20 protein-coding genes are annotated in these 21,730 nt (G+C 45.1%); 15 read left to right on the top strand and 5 right to left on the bottom strand.

Annotated elements, in window-relative coordinates:
• Window positions 1-60: 60 nt before the first annotated feature.
• From AC6CHQ_RS02195 to AC6CHQ_RS02180, 4 genes are read left to right on the top strand one after another with little or no spacing between them, the layout of a single operon-like run.
• The gene (locus AC6CHQ_RS02195; protein ID WP_498080732.1) at window positions 61-1,512 is read left to right on the top strand and encodes an aldehyde dehydrogenase family protein; all 1,452 of its coding nucleotides are present in this window, start codon (window positions 61-63) and stop codon (window positions 1,510-1,512) included.
• 18 nt (window positions 1,513-1,530) lie between these two features.
• Window positions 1,531-2,430, top strand: coding sequence for an NAD(P)-dependent oxidoreductase (locus tag AC6CHQ_RS02190; RefSeq protein ID WP_498080731.1), 900 nt, complete (start codon window positions 1,531-1,533; stop codon window positions 2,428-2,430).
• A gap of 20 nt (window positions 2,431-2,450) precedes the next feature.
• Complete coding sequence (locus AC6CHQ_RS02185; protein WP_498080730.1) at window positions 2,451-3,251, top strand: DUF3100 domain-containing protein; 801 nt, start codon at window positions 2,451-2,453, stop codon at window positions 3,249-3,251.
• The gene (locus AC6CHQ_RS02180; RefSeq protein ID WP_498080729.1) at window positions 3,251-3,703 is read left to right on the top strand and encodes a hypothetical protein; all 453 of its coding nucleotides are present in this window, start codon (window positions 3,251-3,253) and stop codon (window positions 3,701-3,703) included. The genes AC6CHQ_RS02185 and AC6CHQ_RS02180 overlap by 1 nt, the downstream gene beginning before the upstream one ends.
• 201 nt (window positions 3,704-3,904) lie before the next feature.
• On the opposite strand, the gene AC6CHQ_RS02175 is transcribed toward AC6CHQ_RS02180, so the two are convergent.
• The 4 genes from AC6CHQ_RS02175 to AC6CHQ_RS02160 form a co-directional block, all read right to left on the bottom strand.
• A complete protein-coding gene (locus AC6CHQ_RS02175) occupies window positions 3,905-4,804 on the bottom strand; it encodes a fumarylacetoacetate hydrolase family protein (RefSeq protein WP_498080728.1) in 900 nt (299 codons plus the stop codon).
• Window positions 4,805-4,810: 6 nt separating this feature from the next.
• A complete protein-coding gene (locus AC6CHQ_RS02170) occupies window positions 4,811-6,814 on the bottom strand; it encodes a sodium:solute symporter family protein (RefSeq protein ID WP_498080727.1) in 2,004 nt (667 codons plus the stop codon).
• 12 nt (window positions 6,815-6,826) lie between these two features.
• On the bottom strand, window positions 6,827-7,597 hold the full coding sequence (locus AC6CHQ_RS02165) for a cyclase family protein (protein ID WP_424236940.1): 771 nt from the start codon (window positions 7,595-7,597) through the stop codon (window positions 6,827-6,829).
• 85 nt (window positions 7,598-7,682) lie between these two features.
• Window positions 7,683-8,486, bottom strand: a complete 804-nt coding sequence (locus AC6CHQ_RS02160; RefSeq protein WP_498080726.1) for a TrmB family transcriptional regulator — start codon at window positions 8,484-8,486, stop codon at window positions 7,683-7,685.
• A 291-nt stretch (window positions 8,487-8,777) separates the two neighbouring features.
• On the opposite strand from AC6CHQ_RS02160, the gene AC6CHQ_RS02155 reads away from it, so the two are divergent.
• Complete coding sequence (locus tag AC6CHQ_RS02155; RefSeq protein WP_424236938.1) at window positions 8,778-8,999, top strand: hypothetical protein; 222 nt, start codon at window positions 8,778-8,780, stop codon at window positions 8,997-8,999.
• A 35-nt stretch (window positions 9,000-9,034) separates the two neighbouring features.
• On the opposite strand, the gene AC6CHQ_RS02150 is transcribed toward AC6CHQ_RS02155, so the two are convergent.
• Complete coding sequence (locus AC6CHQ_RS02150; RefSeq protein WP_498080725.1) at window positions 9,035-9,814, bottom strand: hypothetical protein; 780 nt, start codon at window positions 9,812-9,814, stop codon at window positions 9,035-9,037.
• Window positions 9,815-9,997: 183 nt separating this feature from the next.
• Here AC6CHQ_RS02150 and AC6CHQ_RS02145 point away from each other — a divergent pair, with 183 nt between their 5' ends.
• The 10 genes from AC6CHQ_RS02145 to wecB all read left to right on the top strand — a co-directional run bounded on the left by AC6CHQ_RS02145 (window position 9,998) and on the right by wecB (window position 21,700).
• Window positions 9,998-10,723 carry a YveK family protein gene (locus AC6CHQ_RS02145; RefSeq protein ID WP_498080724.1) on the top strand — a complete coding sequence of 242 codons (726 nt, stop codon included), beginning with the start codon at window positions 9,998-10,000 and terminating at the stop codon, window positions 10,721-10,723.
• 5 nt (window positions 10,724-10,728) lie between these two features.
• A complete protein-coding gene (locus AC6CHQ_RS02140) occupies window positions 10,729-11,451 on the top strand; it encodes a CpsD/CapB family tyrosine-protein kinase (RefSeq protein ID WP_498080723.1) in 723 nt (240 codons plus the stop codon).
• A gap of 60 nt (window positions 11,452-11,511) precedes the next feature.
• On the top strand, window positions 11,512-12,279 hold the full coding sequence (locus tag AC6CHQ_RS02135) for a tyrosine-protein phosphatase (RefSeq protein ID WP_498080722.1): 768 nt from the start codon (window positions 11,512-11,514) through the stop codon (window positions 12,277-12,279).
• A 278-nt stretch (window positions 12,280-12,557) separates the two neighbouring features.
• Window positions 12,558-14,387 (top strand): polysaccharide biosynthesis protein, encoded by a 1,830-nt coding sequence (locus AC6CHQ_RS02130; RefSeq protein WP_498080721.1) that lies wholly within the window; start codon window positions 12,558-12,560, stop codon window positions 14,385-14,387.
• Window positions 14,388-14,805: 418 nt separating this feature from the next.
• Entirely contained in the window at window positions 14,806-15,438 is a 633-nt protein-coding gene (locus tag AC6CHQ_RS02125) for a sugar transferase (protein WP_498080720.1), read from the top strand.
• A 31-nt stretch (window positions 15,439-15,469) separates the two neighbouring features.
• Window positions 15,470-17,251: a heparinase II/III domain-containing protein gene (locus AC6CHQ_RS02120; protein ID WP_498080719.1), complete on the top strand. Its 1,782-nt coding sequence runs from the start codon at window positions 15,470-15,472 to the stop codon at window positions 17,249-17,251.
• The gene (locus AC6CHQ_RS02115) at window positions 17,248-18,465 is read left to right on the top strand and encodes a glycosyltransferase family 4 protein (protein WP_498080718.1); all 1,218 of its coding nucleotides are present in this window, start codon (window positions 17,248-17,250) and stop codon (window positions 18,463-18,465) included. The genes AC6CHQ_RS02120 and AC6CHQ_RS02115 overlap by 4 nt, the downstream gene beginning before the upstream one ends.
• Window positions 18,466-18,477: 12 nt before the next feature.
• Window positions 18,478-19,335, top strand: coding sequence for an NAD-dependent epimerase/dehydratase family protein (locus AC6CHQ_RS02110; protein ID WP_498080717.1), 858 nt, complete (start codon window positions 18,478-18,480; stop codon window positions 19,333-19,335).
• Between the two features lie 22 nt (window positions 19,336-19,357).
• Window positions 19,358-20,578 carry a nucleotide sugar dehydrogenase gene (locus AC6CHQ_RS02105; protein ID WP_498080716.1) on the top strand — a complete coding sequence of 407 codons (1,221 nt, stop codon included), beginning with the start codon at window positions 19,358-19,360 and terminating at the stop codon, window positions 20,576-20,578.
• Window positions 20,579-20,596: 18 nt separating this feature from the next.
• Entirely contained in the window at window positions 20,597-21,700 is a 1,104-nt protein-coding gene (wecB, locus tag AC6CHQ_RS02100) for a non-hydrolyzing UDP-N-acetylglucosamine 2-epimerase (RefSeq protein ID WP_498080715.1), read from the top strand.
• The last annotated feature ends 30 nt before the right edge of the window (window positions 21,701-21,730 follow it).

Genomic DNA, 21,730 nt, shown 5'->3' with positions numbered 1-21,730 from the left:
TTTTTTCGTCTTATTAGAACTATCATCCTAATAAGCGCAGAAAAGAGAGGAGACGGCACAATGACCGAAGTTTACTATAACTACATCAACGGCAAATGGTCGCCATCCGTTACAGGAGAAACATACGAAAGCATCAATCCAGCTAATAAACACGAGGTTTTAGGACTTTTCCAGTATTCAAATGAGGAAGATGTGGAAATTGCCATCGCCTCTTCGGAAAGCGCTTTCAAATCTTGGGCACACACTGCGGCTCCGGAGAGGGGAGACGTTCTATTCCGTCTGATCCGCCTGCTTGAAGAGCAACAAGAAGAGCTGGCCAGGATCATCACACTTGAAGTCGGAAAATCATTCCGCGAAGCAAAAGGCGAAGTTAAAAAGACGATTGAAGCGATGAAGCAGTTTAGCGGAGAAGCTACTCGAATGACTGGAGAGACCGTACCGTCGCATAACCCGGACATCTTTGCCTATACGATCCGTGAACCCCTCGGCGTGGTCGGCGTGATCGCTCCATACAACTTCCCGCTTGGAATCGGAATCTGGAAGATTGCCCCGGCTATCATTGCAGGGAATACGGTGATCTTCAAACCTGCGAGCAACACGTCCCTTATCAGCGTGAAAATCATGGAACTCTTTGAGGAAGCGGGTGTTCCAGCGGGAGTCATCAATATGGTCACAGGACCGGGTGGCGTGATCGGCAATGCGATTGGCAACCATCCGAAGATCAAAGCAGTATCTTTCACCGGGTCGACAGGTGTCGGAATGGCGCTGGGCCAGGCAGTAGGCGGCAGAGGCGCGAAGATGCAGGCGGAAATGGGCGGCAAAAACCCATCCATCATTCTTGAAGATGCTGATCTGGATGAAGTGGTGGAAAACCTCGTCATCAGCAGCTTTCTGGACAACGGACAGCGTTGCACAGGGACCAGCCGGATTATCGCACTGCGGCCAATCGCTGAAGAACTGACGGAGAAACTGGCTGCACGGGCCAAGAAGCTGGTGATCGGCAATGGATTTGAAGAAGGAGTAGACAATGGCCCCGTCATCGACGAAGGACAACTGAACACATACCTCCATTATGTCGGCTCGGCGAAGGAAGAAGGAGCCGAGCTGGTATTCGGCGGCAGGCAGATCACAGAGAACGGACTGGATCAGGGTTATTTTGTAGAACCGACCATTTTCAGCGGCGTGACAAAGGACATGACGATTTTCAAAGAAGAGATCTTCGGCCCTGTCGTCGGCATCACAGTTGTGGATACCTATGAGGAAGCGCTAGAGCTGGCGAATGACAGTGACTTCGGACTGTCATCAACTGTCTACACGAACAACCTGAAGAAAGCCATGCACTTCGTCAAACATATCGAATCCGGCGTCACACACGTGAACATACCGTCCAACTATTTCGAGAACCAATACCCGTTTGGCGGGAAAAAGGAATCCAGCATCGGACCACGCGAACAGGGTTCTTCCACTCTCGATTTCTGGACAGATTACAAGACGGTATACATTAAAGCGTGATTCGGGGAGGCGAAGGACATGGAGAAGATCGGGGTAGTGGGCTGTGGCCTGATGGGGTCTGGACTCGTGAAAAACTTGCTCAAACATCATTACCAAGTTCATGTATTTGATGTGAATGAAGAAGCGGTCAGGCGCACGGCTGATATGGGAGCATCCGCATGCGGGACGATTCCGGAACTGGCCGGAAAGGTCGACTGTATGATCCTTTCCCTTCCGACTCCTGAACTGGTTGAGCAAACCCTCTCAAAGGCTTTTCCGGCAATGGCTGAAGGAACGTTCATCTTGGATATGAGCACCAATAATGTTGTGCTGACCCGGAAACTGGCCGAGAAAGCCAAAGAAAGCAAGCTGACTTTCTATGATTGCCCGCTAAGTGGGGGACCGGTCGGAGCCGAATCCGGGACACTGACGATCATGGTAGGCGGCGAAGAACAAAAACTGCCGAACATCGATCCGGTCCTACGGGCAGTCGGCTCCCATATTGAATATGTCGGGGAAAGCGGAGCCGGACAGATTGCCAAGCTTTGTCACAATATGGTCGTAGGGGGAGTGATCTCGCTTCTGAGTGAAGCCTTGATGACCGGTGAAAAGGCAGGCGTTCCGAAGGAAAAGGTGGCCGCTGTTTTACAGAAAGGCTCGGGCCAGACACGGGTCATGGACGTGTTCGGGCCGAATCTGCTGAAGGAAAGCTTTGGAGAAGTGATTTTTTCACTCGGGAATATGAGAAAAGACATGACACTATACCGGAGCCTGGCCGAGAGTGCTGGCATTCCAACGGTATCCAGCGAGGCTTCCAGGCAGCTTTTCGACATCGCCGCGTATCAGCAAAAAGAACGAAAGGACGCAACGGCTGTCTATGAAGTCATTGAGCAGTTGGCCGGCGGGAAAGAACAGGGGAGCCGGCTGATTACAAAATAGAATAGAAATGGGGGATGGTCATGAATGAGAACACCAATCAGGTGCATGGCCTTTGGAAAGACTGGCGCCTGCATGTACTTGTACTGCTGACTGTCATCATTACTGAAGCCATCGGTACGTTCAGGATACCGGTTGGACCAGGTGTGATACTTCTTCTGCCGATGCTCTATGCGCTGATTATCGGATTGTTGCTTTACTTTACACCGGCCGTTAAGGAGAAACAGTCCAAAAACGCAGAACCGATTATCGTACTTGGCGTGGCACTTCTATTGGCAAAAATAGGGGTCATTATCGGCCCGTCCCTTCCCGATGTCATCGCCGCCGGGCCGGCATTGCTATTGCAGGAGTTGGGGAACCTCGGAACCATTTTCTTGGCATTGCCGGTGGCCGTATGGCTGGGGATGAAGCGGGAAGCCATTGGTATGACCCACTCAATCGGCCGTGAGCCGAACGTCGGCCTGATCATGGATAAATACGGTATCAGTTCTCCGGAGGGCCGCGGTGTCATGGCCATGTACATTTTCGGAACCGTATTCGGGGCAGTCTTTCTTGGGTTGATCTCAGGCTTTCTCGCAACGATTACACCTTTGAGCCCTTTGTCGTTCGCCATGGCATCCGGCGTAGGCAGCGGAAGCATGATGGCAGCCGCCAGCGGCTCTCTTGTTGCAGCATTTCCTGATATGGAAACCCAAATCATTGCGTTTGCAGGAGCGAGTAACCTCCTCTCCCTTTCAACTGGACTATGGGTATCCATCTTCATTGGGCTTCCGCTAACTGAAAAACTGTATGCCATCATGACCCGGAAGAGGGGTGAGCAATGATGCTAAAGAACATTCAGGAATGGACATTGCTTCTAGCTGTGTTCGGCGTCATATCCATCATCGGAAACTGGGTCGGCTACGATATCCTGCCTATCAGCGCATTGCCAGGCATGATTGTTCTGGTCCTGATCTGCCTTGCAGGGTTCATTTTACGGGACCTCATTCCAATCAACTTCCCGAGCATCGCCTATATCTCCATCATCGGCGTTCTCGTCTCCATGCCATGGATGCCAGGTTCGGAGAAAGTGGTAGAGTGGACAAGTCAGGTAGAACTCCTTGCCCTGGCCACACCGATTCTGGCCTATGCCGGCATCGCCATCGGCCGGTCGTGGACGGACTTCACCAAACTGGGCTGGAAGACAATCATCGTGGCAACCCTCGTCATGATCGGTACTTTTATTGGTTCTGCGCTGATTGCGGAAGTGATTCTGCGTTTCCAGGGGATTATTTGAATAAGCTATGTGTCTCCAGAACAGTGTGTTTTGGAGGCATTTCTAATTGCTTCGCGTAAGGTCAAGACGGGTAACCACTCGTTCTCCCCAGGTAATCACTCAGCCCATCCTTCCGGTTTTCGGCGAACAGCCGAAAACCTAGCTCTCACTTGAACACGAAAAAGGCTGCCCCGACCCGGGACAGCCTTTTTCAATACCTATTTACTTCAACGTATTCTTCAATACACCTAGTCCCGTAATCTCCAGTTCCACTTCATCCCCAGGCTTCAGCCAAGGATGTACCTCCGGACCGTGTTCAAGTAAGCAGCCGGTGCCAACGGTTCCGGAGCCGATGATGTCTCCGGGGTAGAGAGTGGAGTTGGCGGAGGCGCGCTCGATCATGTCGCCGAAGGAGTGGTGGATGTCTTTGAAGTTTCCTTCGGAGATTTGTTTCCCATTGATCTTTGCCGTCATCTTGAGGTCATAGCGGGCGCCGTCCCGGTATGGTTCCAGTTCGTCTTTTGTGACGATGTACGGACCGATGGAGGTGGCGGCGTCTTTGCCTTTGGCGGGGCCGAGGCCGACTGGCATTTCTTCCATCTGCAGGTCACGGGCGGACCAGTCGTTAAAGATCGTGTAGCCGAGGATGTAGTCATCGGCTTCCTCAGCTTTGATGTTACGGCCTTGTTTGCCAATGATCACTGCAATCTCAAGCTCATAGTCGAACTTCTCGCTATTGGCTGGGATCTCGACTGATTGACCCGGTCCGTGAATCGACTGGTGATTGGAGAAGTAGAATACTGGAATCTCATACCACTTAGGGTGAACCTGCAGTCCTGCTCTCTTGGAAGCATTAAGCAGATGCTGCTCAAAGGCCATGAAATCCCGGACACTGGCGGGATTCGGGAGCGGGGCGAGCAGTTCGACCTCATTCAGGCTGTACCCTTCATCCTTCGGCTGTTGTGCCAGTTGCGGAAGGATCTCTTCGCTATGTCTGATCACTTCAAGCATCGTCGAAATCTCTGAACCTCCAACTTCAACGGAAATTGGATAGACCTTCTTATCCTCGATCCAGCCGGCGACAGCTTTTCCTTCTGGGTTTCTAAATGTTACAAGTTTCATCGTACGTCATCCCCCTGCAGGTGTTTGTTGGAGTTCAGGTTTGATCGGGTCGGAAGAGAAGTTGTATTTCTCGAGCACTTCTTTTCCTTGAGGGCTGAGCGTGACATGGCGTCTCCATAAGCCCTTCTCAGCCAGATAGCCTTGTTTGATTAACTTGGAAAGGATTGCGGAGGCATGTAGTGAGTCGAACTCCTTTTCCTTCACATAGTTGTTCAAGGCATCCATACCACCCCGAAGCTTTTCGAGGAAGGTAAAGTCATCTTCGGTGAGTTGGTCTTCGGCATATCGGTGCACGCCCTCTGGCAGGTAAGCATCTGGTTCAATGCCCTCCCGGATGTGGAACGTGTAGAAGCCGGGTCCGGAATACTTTTTGCGCCCGATCACATGGCGCTGGTCCAGGTCTTCGATAATCCGGTTGCTGACAGAAGAGTCGACGCCCAGCATGTCGCTGATTTCAGCCATGGTGTCATAGCCGTAATGGATAAAGGTCAGGACACGTTTTTCATCATCAGAGAACGAGTTCGTCATGTCTGTTGCTCCTTCAAAGCTTTCCCTTGCGTAGTAATCCGGCTGGGTCATCAGACTGACGATGACTGTAGTCAGTACGGTTGCGACAAGGCCAACTACCCCGACGTGCGTGTAAGTTCCAAGAGGGAAGACACCAGTCAGGTCAAGCACCGTGAATACGGCAGTTGCAGAAATCCCGACGACTGCCCCGTAGAAAGCACCCGTTTTAGTGGTCCGCTTCCACCACATGCCGAGGAACACGAGAATCGACGGTGCACCGAGCCAGGCTGTCGAGAAGGCGAACAGGTAAAGCGGACCGCCCGGATAGAAGCAGAGAAGCCAGACAACCAGTCCGAGAATCATTGTGATGACCTTGGAAGGAACCTTCAGCTCTTTCGATGTAGCATTTGGCCGTACATAGCGCTGATACAAGTCACGCACCGCTGTACTGGAAGCCCCGATGAGTGCAGTTGTCGAAGTCGAAATCGATGCGGCAAGCGCGCCGAGAAGGGCAAATGCTGCGATAACAATTGGAAGCGTTCTCAAAACAACGCCGAAAGCGGCGGTTGGATCGACGGTTCCGTATGGAAGGAATTGATCCCCCATAACGGACCCTGCATACAGGCCGGTGAACGCGAGCACCGTGATCGGGACAAGTACGAGGAGCAGGGCACCGAACACAAAGGAAAGCTTGGCTGTACGTTCACTTCGTGTGGATGAAACCCGCAACCAGTAGTAGTTGTTGCCCCATACAAGGAAACAGGCGAAGAGGATGGAGAACGTCAGGACACTCGGATACTGCAGAGAAAGAATAGGAAGCTCGCCCCCGGCAATCCCGCTGGTCCAGTAACTGCCAGGACCCGGCCATCCGGAAGTCGCAGTGGACAGGCCGCCGAATTTCGAAATGATGGCAATGAGCATAACCGGTAAGGCGATCAGGCCGATGACCATCTGCATAAAGTCAGTGAGCGTAACCGCCCAGAATCCGCCGATGTATGTGAACAACAGAAACATCGCAAAGATCGCGGACAGGGTGGCAAGGAGCGGCCAGCCGGTGAAGCTCGTCGTAACGATCGCCATCGACATGACGTTGTTCGCCATGATGCCGAGAAGACCGAGAATCGTCGCAACGGTGACCAGTGTTCTCGTCCGCTTATCAAAGCGCATCTCCAGCCACTCAGACAGCGTATGCGCGCCGGAGCGGCGGATGTAAGGGGCGAAGATCAAACCATATAGAGCGAGACCACCGATTCCGTAAATGAGACCGAATCCGAAGGACCCCCAGAACCCGGTCATGATGGCGAGGCCGGGGCCGAGCGTAATGATCGTTCCGGCAAAGCCGATGGCCGCTACGCCGAAGATATTCACAAGCAGTCCGACTTCACGTCCGGCTATAAAGTAATCGTTGGAGCCGGTCACCCACTTGCGGGTGATCCATCCTCCTGCAACCAGGAGGGCGACAAAGGCGACGAAGAAGAGCAGAAATACACTGTTAAAGCTCACATAGATCCCCCTTTAATCGATGATTGCAACAGGTCTGGCCCAACCGGCGCTGCCTCCCTTGATGTTGACCGGGAAAGCGGCTACTTTGAAACCGTGGTTCTTCGGCAACTGATCCAAGTTTGCTAGCTTTTCAATCTGGCAATACTCCGCTTCTTTGCCTACGTAATGTGCCGCCCACAAAATACCGTCTTGCGGGTTTTCTCGATATTGCTGTGCCTGGAGCGGGAGCGGGATGTCCCATCCCCATGCATCGATTCCCATCACCTTGATCCCCTTATCAATCAGCCATCTGGTTGCTTCAGCAGACACCCCCGCATGACTGAATGCATAATCCTCGTCGTAGAACTTCTTGTCGGCATCCGTCCGGACCAGAACGATGTCATACGGCTTCAGCTCATAGCTCATTGAAGTAAGCTTTTCTTCAAAGTCCGCCACCCCAAGCTCATAGCCGGTCGGCTTATCACTGAAGTCGAAGAGCACCCCGTCACCGTAAAACCAGTCGATCGGCAGTTCATCAATCGTCCTGGACCGTTCCCCAGCGGTCTTGTCAGCGTAATGCCAAGGTGCATCGACGTGGGTGCCCGTATGAGTCGTCAGCGTGAGCGTCTCAACAGCCCAGGCTTTGCTGTCCGGAAAGTCCTCTTTCTTCAACCCGAGAATACCCGCCGCTTGCGCCGCACCTTCCTCATGAGCCATATACTCAATGCTTGGCGGAAACGGCTCCTTGGCATTAACATCCATTGGCACGCTCAGATCAATGACACGTGTACGATTTTCCCCCATTAGTAATCCCCCTTAAAGATTGTTGAGCGAAACGAAAACTGCCCTCCTTGTCCCAGAGTTATATTGGATGAATCATCAATCCCGTTTAGAATCGGTCGAGCAGCTTTTCAAACTGCTCGCCGTACTTCGCTGCCAGCTCCTCATGGAAGTCTGACACAACCTGATTCACGTAAATATCATGCCGAATATAGTTGACCGTCGTACGAACAAGTGCCGCATGACTGGAAATGACGGAGTGGGACTCTCCGGTCGCGGAATGGAGAATAAAGACCCGTGCATCATCGATCGCACAAGAAAGTTCTCCGACATGACGCCGGTCAGAGAAAGGTCCCTCATGGTGCTTGTAGTGATGCCATGGGACCGGGGCAGGGATCGGATCAAACGAGATCGACACGATCTTGACACCCCGCGCGTGTGCTTCCCGCAACTCTCCCTCAAGCTGTGAAAGCTCTGCTGTCCATCCGCTGATGTAGATGTTGGAATCCGCCCCGGCAATCAGTTCACGCAGGGTATCCAGGGAGGCGGCATAGCCGGTGATATGGTACAGCTCCGACCAATCCACATCCAGATTCGTGGAGAGACTCTGAAAGTAGCCATTCAGAAGTGCGGTATCTTCCTCGAATTCGGCTTCCATGACACTCAGCAGTTCCTCATAGGGGAGTGGACTGTACAATTTCTTGTTGCTTGAAGAACCATCGGAGACGGAAAACACCACCGTCCGTTCGTTCATCCGTTTCAATGTTTCGTATACTTTTGGGCTCGGCACTCCGGACTGCTTCGCAATTTCATTGCCGTTCATCGGATGCCGCTGAAGCAAGGCCAGGTAAATCTTTGCTTCATACTCGGTAAAGCCGTATTTCTTCAACGTTGCCAATACATTTGCTGTCATTAGTCATCACCTAACTGAAATGTACTACCTAGGTAGTAATAAGTCAATAAGCAATTAAAATATTCTGTTAAATATATAATGGTAACTACTCACGGGACGAGGGTAACCACTCAATCCGGTTTTGGGGTTTTCGGCGATCAGCCGAAAACCTGCCGTCTTGGTTTTGCCCTTACGGGCTTGGTAACTACTCACCATGGCAAGGTAATCACTCAGTGCCTATTTGTCTCTGACGTATATTGAACGGGTCTATTGGACAAGCTCTCTCTAAGTAATAAAGAAGGAGGGATATTTATGGAGCGGAGTGTGTTGGAGATTACGCCGTCGCAGTATTATTTTCTTGCGGTGGGTTGGATGGATATGTTCAATACCAGACGTCAAGAGGATGTGGAGGCCAGTAACAGGGAGCGGTTTGCGAGTATGGCGACGGAGAATTTGGTGGCGTTGCAGGAGCGGGTGGGACCGCAGGGGCTGAAGGATCTGATTGAGGCAGAGCTTACAATACGGGGACGTTAAAAGGCTTCCGGGCGCATCCGGAAGCCTTTTAACGTTTATTGAGCTACGAAGTAATTGATGAGTGTGTTTGCCCAGGCGTCGAGGCCTTGTTCGGTTGGGCGGTGGCTTTCGTCGAGGTACTCGCTTGGATCTTCCGGCCAGTTGGTCCAGTGGTCAATCAGCGGGATGCTTTGTTGCTGGGCGTAGTCTTTGAGTGATTGTATCTGGGTCTGGTAGTAGCCCGCGTTAGGAATCGGCTGAGGAGGTGTCAGCAGGAATGCCACGTCTGGGACGGCTTCCATCGCACGTTCTTCGACTTGGGCGATATGGGCCCGTTCGTCCTCGATCGTGACGACCCCGTTGTTGTTAAGCGTAAATGGTTCGTAAACGACGATGTCGTACTCGTTTGTCCACGCCAGGTGTTGCATGCCGTTGTTGACGAACTCTGTGCTTGTGCCGTCGTAGGCGAAGGCATCGACTGTGAGGAATTCTCCGTATTCCTCGTTAACGGCATTGGCAAGTCTGTCGGCAACGCCTTGGATGTCAGCAGATCCGATGACGACCATTTGTGCGGTTTCGCCGGCGTCCAGACGGGCTTTCAAAACGTCTATTACCTTTTGATCGGCATTCGCCGTAAATGCTGCAAGTTCTTCGGCTGTTAAATAAGGTTCGCCGATATCAGTTGTTGGTTGTTCATCAGTTTGTTCACTGCCGGTACCGGTTTCCGGTTCCGGGTTGCTCGCCTGGTTGAGCTTTTCCTGGTAGCTCATATAGCTAAACACGAGGATGGCTCCGCAGAGCAGAGTGAGTAATGCGACCAATAGTCCTTTCCGCACAGTTCCGGCTCCTTCCAAATATATAGATGGGAGGGCCCATCCGATCATTCTTCAATCTGGGTATTAGTTTACCATATCTTCATGCAGAAATTGTCACATTTTGAAATGAAAATGTGCTATACTCGGAGAATAATTGGAAATTATGACATATCAATATCCGAAAGTTCAAAAAGGGGCCGCATCATGGAAGAAACTATCAGTCTACAAGACCTGTTCAAGACGCTGAAAAAGCGTCTGGCGCTCATTTTGACGTGTATGATTCTAGCTATCACCTTCGCAGGTGTTGTAAGTTATCTCGTTATGACGCCTACCTACCAGTCAACTACCCAGATTCTAGTCAACCAGACGCAGCAAGAACAGGGTGAATTCACGAAGCAAGAGATTGATACCAACCTACAGCTCATTAATACATACAACGTCATCATCAAGAGTCCTAGGATTCTTGACCTCGTGATTGAACGGTTGACGCTTGATATGACACCTTCACAGCTCACCCAAAAAATTTCTGTGAACAGTGAGCAGAATTCCCAGGTCGTGACTGTCTCAGTCCAAGATCCGGAACCACACCGGGCCGCAGATATCGCCAATACCACGGCGGAAGTGTTTGAGGAAGAAATTCCGAAGCTGATGAATGTCGACAACGTCAACATTCTGTCGCCTGCAGTAGTCGGGGACAACCCGCAACCGGTTGATCCGAATCCGCCACTTAACATGGCAATTGGAGCAGTCATCGGTCTCATGATCGGTGTAGGTATCGCGTTCCTTCTTGAGTATCTGGATACATCAATCAAAGCGGAGCGCGATGTGGAAGAAATTCTTGACTTGCCAATTCTCGGTCTTATCAGCCCAATCCCTGAATCAGATGTCAACCTCGACAGCGTCGTCAGAACCCGAAGGAAGAGGAGGTGACCCACATGGCTATCCGAACGAAAAAACGCGGCAAGAAGCAACAACTTGAACAACGTGCCCGTAAGCTCGTTGTACACTCAAGTCCTAAGTCGATCGTGTCCGAGCAGTTCCGGACACTTCGGACAAACATCAACTTCTCAGTGCCTCAAGGCGACCTGAAGACGATACTCTTCACGTCTTCCTCTCCAGGGGAGGGCAAGTCGACTGTGTCTGCGAACATGGCGATGCTGTTTGCGCAGGATGGCCTCCGGGTGCTCCTCGTCGACGGGGACATGCGGAAGCCGACGGTTCACTACACATTCCATCTGTCGAACACGCAGGGGCTGTCTAACGTGCTGACCCGGCAAGAGACATCTGAAACGGTCATCCGTGAGACGGAATTTTCACCGAACCTATACGTCATGACGAGCGGCCCGATCCCGCCAAACCCGGCGGAACTGCTTGGGTCCCAGATGATGGATCAGTTCATCGACTCAGTAAAATCCCGCTATGACTTGGTCATCTTTGATGCGCCACCGGTGCTGTCGGTGACCGACTCACAAATCCTCGCCAACAAATGCGATGGAACCGTTTTTGTCGTCAACACAGGTGAAACGGAAAAAGATAATGCCGAAAAGGCAAAAGAACTACTTGAAGCGTCGAAGTCACGGATTCTCGGCGCGGTCCTGAACAACTTCAAGCTGGGCAAGGACCATTACTACTACCATTACTACGGCTCGGGAGAGTAAGGGGACTTTTGGCCCTCTTACTCTCTTCCTGTTTATATTGGACTAGGGAGGGGTTTTGGGATGATCGACACACATGCACATATTCTTTATGACTTGGATGATGGCCCGGCAGCATTGGAGGATGCACTACTGATGCTCCGGCAAGCGGAATCGGAGGGGATTACCGACATCACGGCGACTTCCCATGCACTCCATCCGCAATTTCACGCACAAAAACATGCCGTTTTCCAGCGTCTCCTCAAACTGCAGCAAGAGACAGACCGGTCAGGCATCAAAATCAAGCTTCATCAAGGGCATGAAGTCAGAATCACGGATCACATCATCGAGCGCTTTGACAACGGAGAACTGCTCACACTGGGAGACTCGAAATACTTGCTTCTCGAACTGCCCTCGTCAGGCATCCCGGGGAACACGACATCGGTCATCGGTGAGCTGCTCTCGCGGGATATCATCCCTGTCATTGCACACCCAGAGCGGAACCGTGCCATTTTGGACAAACCACAAAGGCTGGCCAAACTCGTTAACCACGGTGCGCTTGCACAAGTTACAGCCGGCAGCTTGGTCGGCAAGTTCGGCAGTGACGTCCGGGACCGGGCCGTGCAGCTGATAGACTCAAACCTCATTCACCTATTCGGCTCTGACGCCCATGATCTGAAGAAACGGAACTTCTACTTCGACAAGGCACTCACGTTCCTCGAAAAGCGCGGACACGCAGACGCCGTCGACATCTTTCTTGAGAATAATGCACGGGTCGTTGAAAACCGGGACCCGATTATTCTGGAACCTGTCGAAGCTGCACCGAAGAAAAAGTGGTTCATCTTCGGATAATCAGGATATTTTAGGAAGAAATATTTCTTCCAATATACAGGTAATCTAAAGTATAATAGTCACGTGCTTTAGGTCTAGTAGAATAGGCTTATAAAAACTGCGGAGATCTAACGAGTGGTCCATAAAACGATGCATGCTGTCAAACGCTCTGTTAACGCCATATTAAATTTTGACAACATTTCCCGTAATATGACTTCCATACAGTAGAAATCCGTTATACTTTTCTTGCCGAATCTACCAGTATTAACCGAACTATTATTTTGAAAGGAGTTGGAGAAATGGCGCATCCGAAACGCTTGCTCTTACTCGCGGTCATCGACTCCTGTATTGTCTTTTTCTCCATCTATGTCAGTTTCCTCATCTTGCATCCGGCTGCGGATGTCCTGGAATCTAAAACCCTTCTCCTCAGTGCGCTGACGATCTTCATCGCACACCATTTGACCTCGGCCTATTACGGGCTGTACCGGAAGGCTTGGGCATATGCGTCAGTCGGTGAACTCAAGGCAATCTTCAAGGCGGTGACAATCTCCATCGCAACAATTGCTGCTGTTCAGTTTGTCGGCCTGCAAGATGTATATGTACGTGTTCTTGCTATCACGTGGATGTTGCACTTGATTTTGATCGGAGGCTCCCGCTTTACATGGCGCGTTTATCGTGACTCAACTACAAAACGCCTGAAGCTAGGTGGCCGTCGTACGCTAGTTGTAGGTGCAGGACAGGCTGGCACAATGGTCGTCCGCCAGATGAAGCAAAACCCTCAAAATGGTATCATGCCTGTGCTGTTCGTTGATGACGACCAGACGAAGCAGCATCTTGACATCTACGGGGTGAACGTTGCCGGTGGATCAAAGGACATCCCGCATCTCGTCAAAGCCCATAACATCGAGAACATCGTCATCGCTATTCCATCCATGTCCAAAACGGAAATGGCGGACCTCACCAAGGTTTGTGTCGACACCGGAGCCCGTACTCAAACGATTCCGCGAATTGAAGATGTCATGACAGGGAAAGTGTCTGTGAATGACATCCGAGACGTGAAGATCGAAGACCTCCTCGGCCGAGAGGAAGTCGAACTCGATATGAAAGCCATCGCCAATAAGCTCGAAAACAAAACAATTTTGGTCACAGGAGCAGGTGGTTCCATTGGTTCGGAAATTTGCCGACAGGTTATGAAATTCAAACCAGAGAAATTATTGCTTCTCGGACACGGGGAGAACTCCATTTATCTAATTGACCGAGAACTAAGAGGGTTGAAACAATCGGAAACAAGAATTGTTTCTATTATTGCTGATGTACAGGACCGGGAACGGATCTTTGATACAGTCGCTGAACACGCACCGGACGTTATTTACCACGCGGCGGCTCACAAACATGTACCGCTTATGGAAGCAAATCCATTTGAAGCGGTGAAGAATAATATCTTTGGAACAAAGAATGTTGCAGAAGCAGCCGATACGTTTGGCGTTGGGCACTTTGTCCTCGTCTCGACAGATAAAGCAGTCAATCCACCGAACGTCATGGGTGCAACCAAGCGCTTTGCAGAGATGATTATTCAGAATCTTGCTAAGACAAGTGGGACAAAATTTGCAGCAGTAAGATTTGGTAACGTCCTTGGATCTAGAGGGTCTGTCGTTCCGCTTTTCAAAAAGCAGATTGCAGCTGGCGGCCCTGTGACAGTCACTGATGAACGCATGACCCGTTACTTTATGACGATTCCAGAAGCCTCCCGTTTGGTCATCCAAGCCGGCACACTCGCCAACGGAGGAGAAGTATTCGTCCTTGATATGGGAGATCCTGTGAGGATTGTCGATCTGGCCAAAAACCTCATCAAGCTGTCTGGCTATGAGGTCGAAGAAATCGGCATCACCTATTCAGGCATGAGGCCGGGGGAGAAGCTCTATGAGGAACTCCTTGACCCATCGGAAATTCAGAAAGAACAAGTCTTCCCAAAAATTCATATAGGGCGAGCTACGCCAATTGGCACTTCGGAGCAACAATACATTTTGGACAAGCTCCTTGATATGAGAGAGGACGAACTAAGAAGAACTTTAGTTTCCCTTGCAAACCGGAAAGTTCCGGAATCACCTAAATCACTCACAACAGCTTAAAATGCGCCGAAGTATAACTGACAGACGTGTCAGCCACTAACCCAATCTAGCTAATAATCGTTATGTTTTGAAGAAAACGGTTCGATAATTAGGATAAATTAGTAAACACTTTAGAATAAATAGGCAGTTAGTGAACAATGCGGGAAGAAAAACAGCCAAGAAGGTTAGTTTTAAAGAATACCAATATAGTCACCCGAATTTCAGATGTCCAGGAAAGGGCATTTTTTTAAAGTTAAAGGTAGGTAGTTTGTTTAGTTTATTTATAAATGCCTGTAAGTGGATGAATCAATAGAAAGTAATAAATTTTTACGAGATAGTTATTTTAGATAACAATACTACTGGAGTGGTAGTTATACGGAAAAATAAATTCCAAGTAAGGCCCAATGTATTGGGGGGATAATTAAAGGAGTGTTGCCGGATGTATATAAAGGTGAAAAGATTAATAGATATCATTCTTTCTGTAATAGGACTTATTGTCTTATCACCTATTTTTCTCATTTTAATTATAGCTATTAAGATCGACTCAAGGGGACCGGTTCTGTTCAAGCAAAAGCGTATTGGTATCAACAAGACACATTTTGATATTTTAAAATTCCGTACCATGAGTATAGATACGCCTAAAGACACTCCAACTCATTTATTAAATAATCCAGAACAATATATCACAAAGATGGGGAAATTCCTGAGAAAAACTTCACTCGATGAACTCCCCCAGATTTGGAATATTTTCATGGGACAAATGAGTGTTATTGGTCCAAGACCTGCCCTATGGAATCAATATGACTTAATAGCTGAGCGAGATAAGTACAGAGCGAATGATGTTCCACCAGGGCTAACTGGCTGGGCGCAGATCAACGGACGTGATGAGCTACCGATTGAGGTCAAGGCCAAGTTAGATGGGGAATACGTAAAAAGGATTAGTCTTTGGATGGATGCAAAGTGCTTCTTTGGGACCATTGTCAGTGTTGTGAAAAGCGACGGTGTTGTTGAAGGTGGTACTGGAGCAACAAGTGAAAAAGAGTTTGCTGCTACTAAGAATCGAACTAATTAACAAAATTAAAGGTGGATAAGGTGCTTATCAGATGGATAACAAAGTCACATTATTAATAAACACAGTAAAGTATCTCAAGCCTTCGCAAATATATTATAGAGTGTCTAACAGGTTTAAACGCGAACTCTATAAAAGGAAATTATTTACTGTGAAAGCGTCTAACACAAATAAAGTTAGAGAGGACTGCGATTACATTATACCTGAAATAGACTTTAATAATGAATATTTGGATAGGTTTGATATTCACAGCATTTTTAAGGATGAATTTACATTTATTAATCTAACGAATCAAATCGATTTGTCAAATGCATGGAATGACAAAGAATTACAACATTTGTGGAGATACAATCTTCATTATTTTGAGTACTTATTCAAAATAGCTTATGAGTCTTCAAACAGGTCCGACAACGCTAATTACTATGAAAAGTATAAAAGTATGATCACGAATTGGATTGATAATAATCCCTATGCATTTGGTGACGGATGGCATCCATATACCATTTCTCTAAGAATAACGAATTGGATTGCGACGTATGAAATATTTGAAAAAGTTATCAAGTTGGATAGTGAGTTTAATAAAAAGTTTATAGATTCTATATTCATGCAATACCAATATTTAATGAAAAATTTAGAAAAAGATGTCTTAGGAAATCATTACTTTGAAAATATTAAAGCACTAATTATTGGAAGTATCTTTTTTGGTGATACAAAGGTCAAAGAGAGGTTTAAAAAAGAATTATTAAAGCAGCTAAAGGAACAAATTTTAGAAGATGGAATGCATTTTGAATTAAGTCCTATGTATCACAAAATAATTTTAGAAGATTTAATTAAAATTACATATTGGCTTAAGGATGAAAAGGAATATGACGAACTCATTTCCTATCTTCAGAAGATGATAGATGTGACTTATAGCTTTGAAAAAGACTTTGGTAAGACACCTGCTTTTAATGACAGTGCTGATGGAGTTAGTAAGCAGTATGAACCTCTTCTAGAAGCATGTAACAAATATTTTGGATTAAGCCCAATAATCAAAACTAGCTTTGAAGAAAGTGGATTTTATATTATAAAGGATTCAAATATGAAGCTTATTTTTGATACAGGAGAAATATGTCCAACTTATCTGCCAGCCCACGGTCATTGTGACGCCTTGAGCTTTGAACTCGCAATTAATGGGGATCCCTTCATTGTTAATTCTGGAACATATCAATACGAGGGGGGCCAATGGAGGGATTACTTCAGAAGTACTAAAGCTCACAACACTATTGTTGTATCAAAACAAGAACAATCACAATTTTGGGGAAGCTTTAGAGTGGCTAAACGTATAAAGAAAGTAAAAAGAAATCAATTTATTTACAATGGTATCCAATTTTATGCTGGTTCCTATGTTTCTTATAGTGGTGCAGTACATAAAAGGTATATTGGTTATTTAGATGCAAATAGAATGATCGTTTTAGACTACGTAAATTCAAATTTGAATGATTGCACTCAAAGTTATTTACATTTTGTTCCTGAAGTAAGTTTGAAGATTAGCAACTATATTGTCCATGCTGTTAAAGGGAGTAAAGCTATAAATCTTACTCCACTAGGGATAAGTGATGTAGCGATAGAGCAAGGTTGGTATTCAAGAGAATTTAATATCAAAAAGAAGAATAAACATATAGTATTTCAAAAGAAAAAAGATCGATATTATTTTGGTTATTTAATAAATCTTAGTTTCGATAACTACCAAGTCAATGAATTTGATAATGGAATTCAAATAATTGGAGATAAAGAACTGATTATTTACTATGATGAATTGGGTGCTATGTTATGAAGATTGTTGTTATCAGCCACTATTTCCCGCCAGAGATAGGAGCACCATCTGCGAGGTTATACGAAATGGCTAGACATTGGGCTAAACTAGGTAACGAAGTACATGTGGTTACCTGTTTTCCTAACCATCCTACAGGAATAATACCTGATAAATACAAAGGCTTGAGATACAAGTATGAAGAATTGGATGGCATACATGTGCATAGGAATTATGTCTATGCTACACCAAACAAGGGTTTTATTAAAAAGACATTAGGTCATATTTCTTTCATGTTTTCTTCCGTTTTTTTCTCTATGAATAAAATAAAAAAACCAGATGTAATAATAACAAGTTCGCCAACTTTCTTTTCTATATTCTCTGGATATTGGTACAGCTTAAGAAAAAAAGCTTCATTTGTGCTTGAAATTAGAGACTTATGGCCAGCAGCGATGATCGAATTGGGTGTTATGAAAAAGGGGTTCATCACAAATATATTAGAAAAGATGGAAATGTTTTTTTATAGGAAAAGTAAGAGTTTAATTATGGTGACGAAATCGTTCAAAGAGAATGTTGTGAATAGAGGAATTGATAGTAGTAAAGTTCATGTTGTTACTAATGGAGTTGACCAAGATTTATTTTACCCGAAAGAGAAAAACAAGGAACTAATCAACAAATACAAATTGGATGGGAAATTTGTCATTTCATATGTAGGAGCTCATGGTATATCCCAAAATCTAAGTACAATCTTAAATGTTGCTAAGGTTCTAAAAGAAGAGAAAGATATTCAATTCTTATTCATAGGAGAGGGTGCCGAAAAAAATAAACTAAAGAAGATTGTTAATGAACAGGAAATTAATAATGTTAAATTTATTGATTCACAGTCTAAAGAAATGATACCCGAATTTTATAGCATCTCGGATATATCATTAATTCCATTAAAGAATATAGAATTATTTAAGACTTTTATTCCATCGAAAATATTTGAAATAATGGCTTGTGGTGTCCCAATAGTTGCAAGTTTAGAAGGGGAAGCTGCAGACATTTTAAATAAATCACAAGCCGCAGAGGTTGTTAAACCTGATAATTCCGAAGAGATAAGGCAGGCAATCATTAAACTCAAGAAAAATAAAGAATTACTTGAAAAGTTTAAGGCAAGTGGTCCTGCTTTTGTTGAACAGAATTATTCTAGAAGGAAGCTTGCAGAAGAATATTTGAAAATTATAAGTGAAATATAGAAGGAGATTTATATGATTTTACTAACAGGGGCTACAGGTTTTCTAGGAGAGCACGTTCTTGAACTGCTTGTACAAAGAGGCCATGAGGTTACTTGTTTTGTTAGAAAAACTAGTAATCTAAATAGGATTAAACAATTAAATGTTAAATATGTGTATGGGGAATTAGATGACTATAAATCAATTTGTGAGGCATTAAAGGGGAAAGAGGCTTTAATCAATATCGCTTCTCTTGGATTCGGTCATGCTCCTAACATAGTAAATGCTTGTGATGAAATGGGAGTGAAACGATCCATTTTTATTAGTACTACTGGAATATTTACTAAGTTAAATCCTGATAGTAAAGGTATTAGATTATCAGCTGAGAAACTTATTAGGGAAAGTAACTTAGATTATACAATTATTCGACCTACCATGATTTATGGTACACCTAAAGATCGCAACATGTGGAGATTAGTTAAGTATTTGGAGAAAGTACCTGTACTCCCTATATTAGGAACTGGTACATATTTACAACAACCAGTATTTGTGAAAGATTTAGCAAAAGCAATTGTTAGTGCATATGAAAAAAACACAAGTATTAAAAAGTCATATAATATCTCTGGTGCTGAAGCCCTTACCTACAATGAAGTGGTAGATATAACGGGTAAGATTTTAGGGAAAAAGGTGTTGAAAATTCATATACCAATGAACCTAAGCTACAACTTATTAAAGGTTTACGAAAAAATATCAAAAAAACCAAAACTGAAGGCTGAACAGGTATTAAGACTTAATGAAAATAAAGACTTTTCTTTTGAAGAGGCCAAAATTGATTTAGGGTATAAACCGATGAGTTTTGAAGAAGGAATTAAACTTGAAATTGAAAAGAGATAACTAACCGAAGGAAGGGTTTTATATGATTAATGTTATTGGGTTGGGATACATTGGGCTGCCAACAGCTCTCATGTTTGCAAAGTCTGGGATTAAGGTAGTGGGAACTGATTTTAATGAAAAATTAGTTAACTCTCTGCGTCAAGGTGAACTTACATTTGAAGAAGAAGGATTAGAAGAACTTTTCAAAGCAGCTATTAAGAATGGGATCGAGTTTACAACTGAGTATCAGAAGACCCGTACTTACATTGTTGCAGTGCCAACGCCATTTCTTAAAGATAGTAAAAAACTCGACCCGAAGTATGTTACTACGGCTGTGAATAGTGTTCTTGACGTTTGTGAAAGGGGAGCAGTAATAATCATTGAGTCTACAGTATCCCCGGGAACAATCGATAAATATGTTCGGCCGGAGATTGAAAAAAGAGGCTTTATTATTGGGGAAGATGTTCATTTGTTACATGCTCCAGAAAGAATTATTCCAGGAAATATGATTTATGAACTTGAATTTAATTCAAGAACGATTGGGGCTGATAATCTTGAAATAGGTGAAAAGATTAAAGGTTTATATGCTAATTTTTGCAAGGCGGAAATTGTTGTAACTGATATAAGATCAGCAGAAATGTCTAAAGTTGTGGAAAATACTTTTAGGGACATTAATATTGCCTTTGCTAATGAATTAGCGAAAATTTGTCATACAGACAATATGGATGTTTACGAGATTATTAAAATTGCAAATATGCACCCAAGAGTAAATATTATGCAACCTGGTCCTGGCGTTGGAGGACATTGTATTTCTGTTGATCCATGGTTCTTAGTTGGAGATTATCCGGATTTAACCAATCTAATTTTAACCGCCCGTAAAATTAATGATTCTATGCCTAGACATGTACTTGGTAGAATCAGGGATATAATGAGAGAGCATGATATTAAGGATATTTCAAAAGTTGGTCTTTACGGCTTAGCTTACAAAGAAAACGTAGATGATACGAGAGAAAGTCCAACACTTCAATTATTAGAAAGAATGGATGAGCATTTAGCCTTTGGAGTGAAAGTTTTCGATCCTCTCGTGAAAGAAAGAATTGTAGAACATCAATTTATGAACTTTGAAGACTTTATAAATGAAATAGAAATAATTGTGATTATGGTGGGGCATGATCACATTAAGAACAATATCGATCTTGTAAAGGAAAAGTATGTGCTTGATACAAAAAATATCTGTGTGTTCGAAGGGACATATAAACTATAATGTAAAGTTGGTATTAAGATGAATAAAAAAGTAATGGTAGTATTTGGGACACGGCCAGAAGCTATAAAAATGTGTCCCTTAGTTAAAGAATTAAAAACAAGGGATAAGTTGGACACTGTTGTTTGTGTAACAGGACAGCACAGACAAATGCTAGATCAAGTTTTAGATGCCTTTAGTGTTGTGCCGGATTTTGATTTATCCATAATGAAAGAAAGGCAGACACTATTTGATGTGAATATAGGTATCTTAGAAAAAATCAGAAGAGTTTTAGAAGAAGTAAAACCGGATGTAGTTTTGGTCCATGGCGATACTTCTACAACCTTTGCTACTGCCTTAGCTTGTTTCTATATGCAAATTCCTGTCGGTCATGTGGAGGCGGGGCTGAGAACTTATAACATCTACTCACCATATCCAGAAGAGTTTAATCGTCAAGCTGTAGGTATTATAGCGAAGTATAATTTTGCGCCGACTGATATGTCTAAAGATAATCTTATAAAAGAGGGAAAAGATAACTCTACGATTTTTGTGACAGGCAACACTGCCATTGATGCACTGAAAACTACGGTTAGAAATGATTATTCACATGAGCACCTAGAGTGGGCTGAAAATAGTAGACTTATAATGATTACTGCTCATAGAAGAGAGAATCTTGGGGAACCTATGAAAAATATGTTTAAAGCTATTAAAAGAATCATTGATGAGTATCCAGATATAAAGGCGGTATATCCAATTCATATGAATCCTGTAGTTAGAGAGACAGCAAATGAAATTCTTGGGACCTGCGATAGGATACGAATCATAGAGCCCCTAGAAGTTTTGGATTTTCATAACTTTCTTTCAAATTCATACTTAATATTGACTGATAGTGGTGGCATTCAGGAAGAGGCTCCAAGTTTAGGGAAACCGGTATTAGTTATGCGCGATACAACAGAGCGTCCTGAAGGAATAGCAGCAGGAACATTGAAACTGGTAGGTACTGATGAGAATGCAATTTATCAATCGTTTAAAATGTTGCTTGAAGATAAGGAAGAATATAAAAAAATGAGTCAAGCACGTAATCCATATGGAGATGGATTTGCAAGTAAAAGAATAGTGGATGTTTTGGAACGTCATCAATTTTAAGCTAAATGATAAAAGAAAGAGGATATCTAT

The organism is Bhargavaea sp. GQ12 (assembly GCF_059758705.1).
The sequence above is the reverse complement of the archived record's forward strand: the minus strand, read 5'-3'. Positions and strand labels throughout refer to the sequence as shown.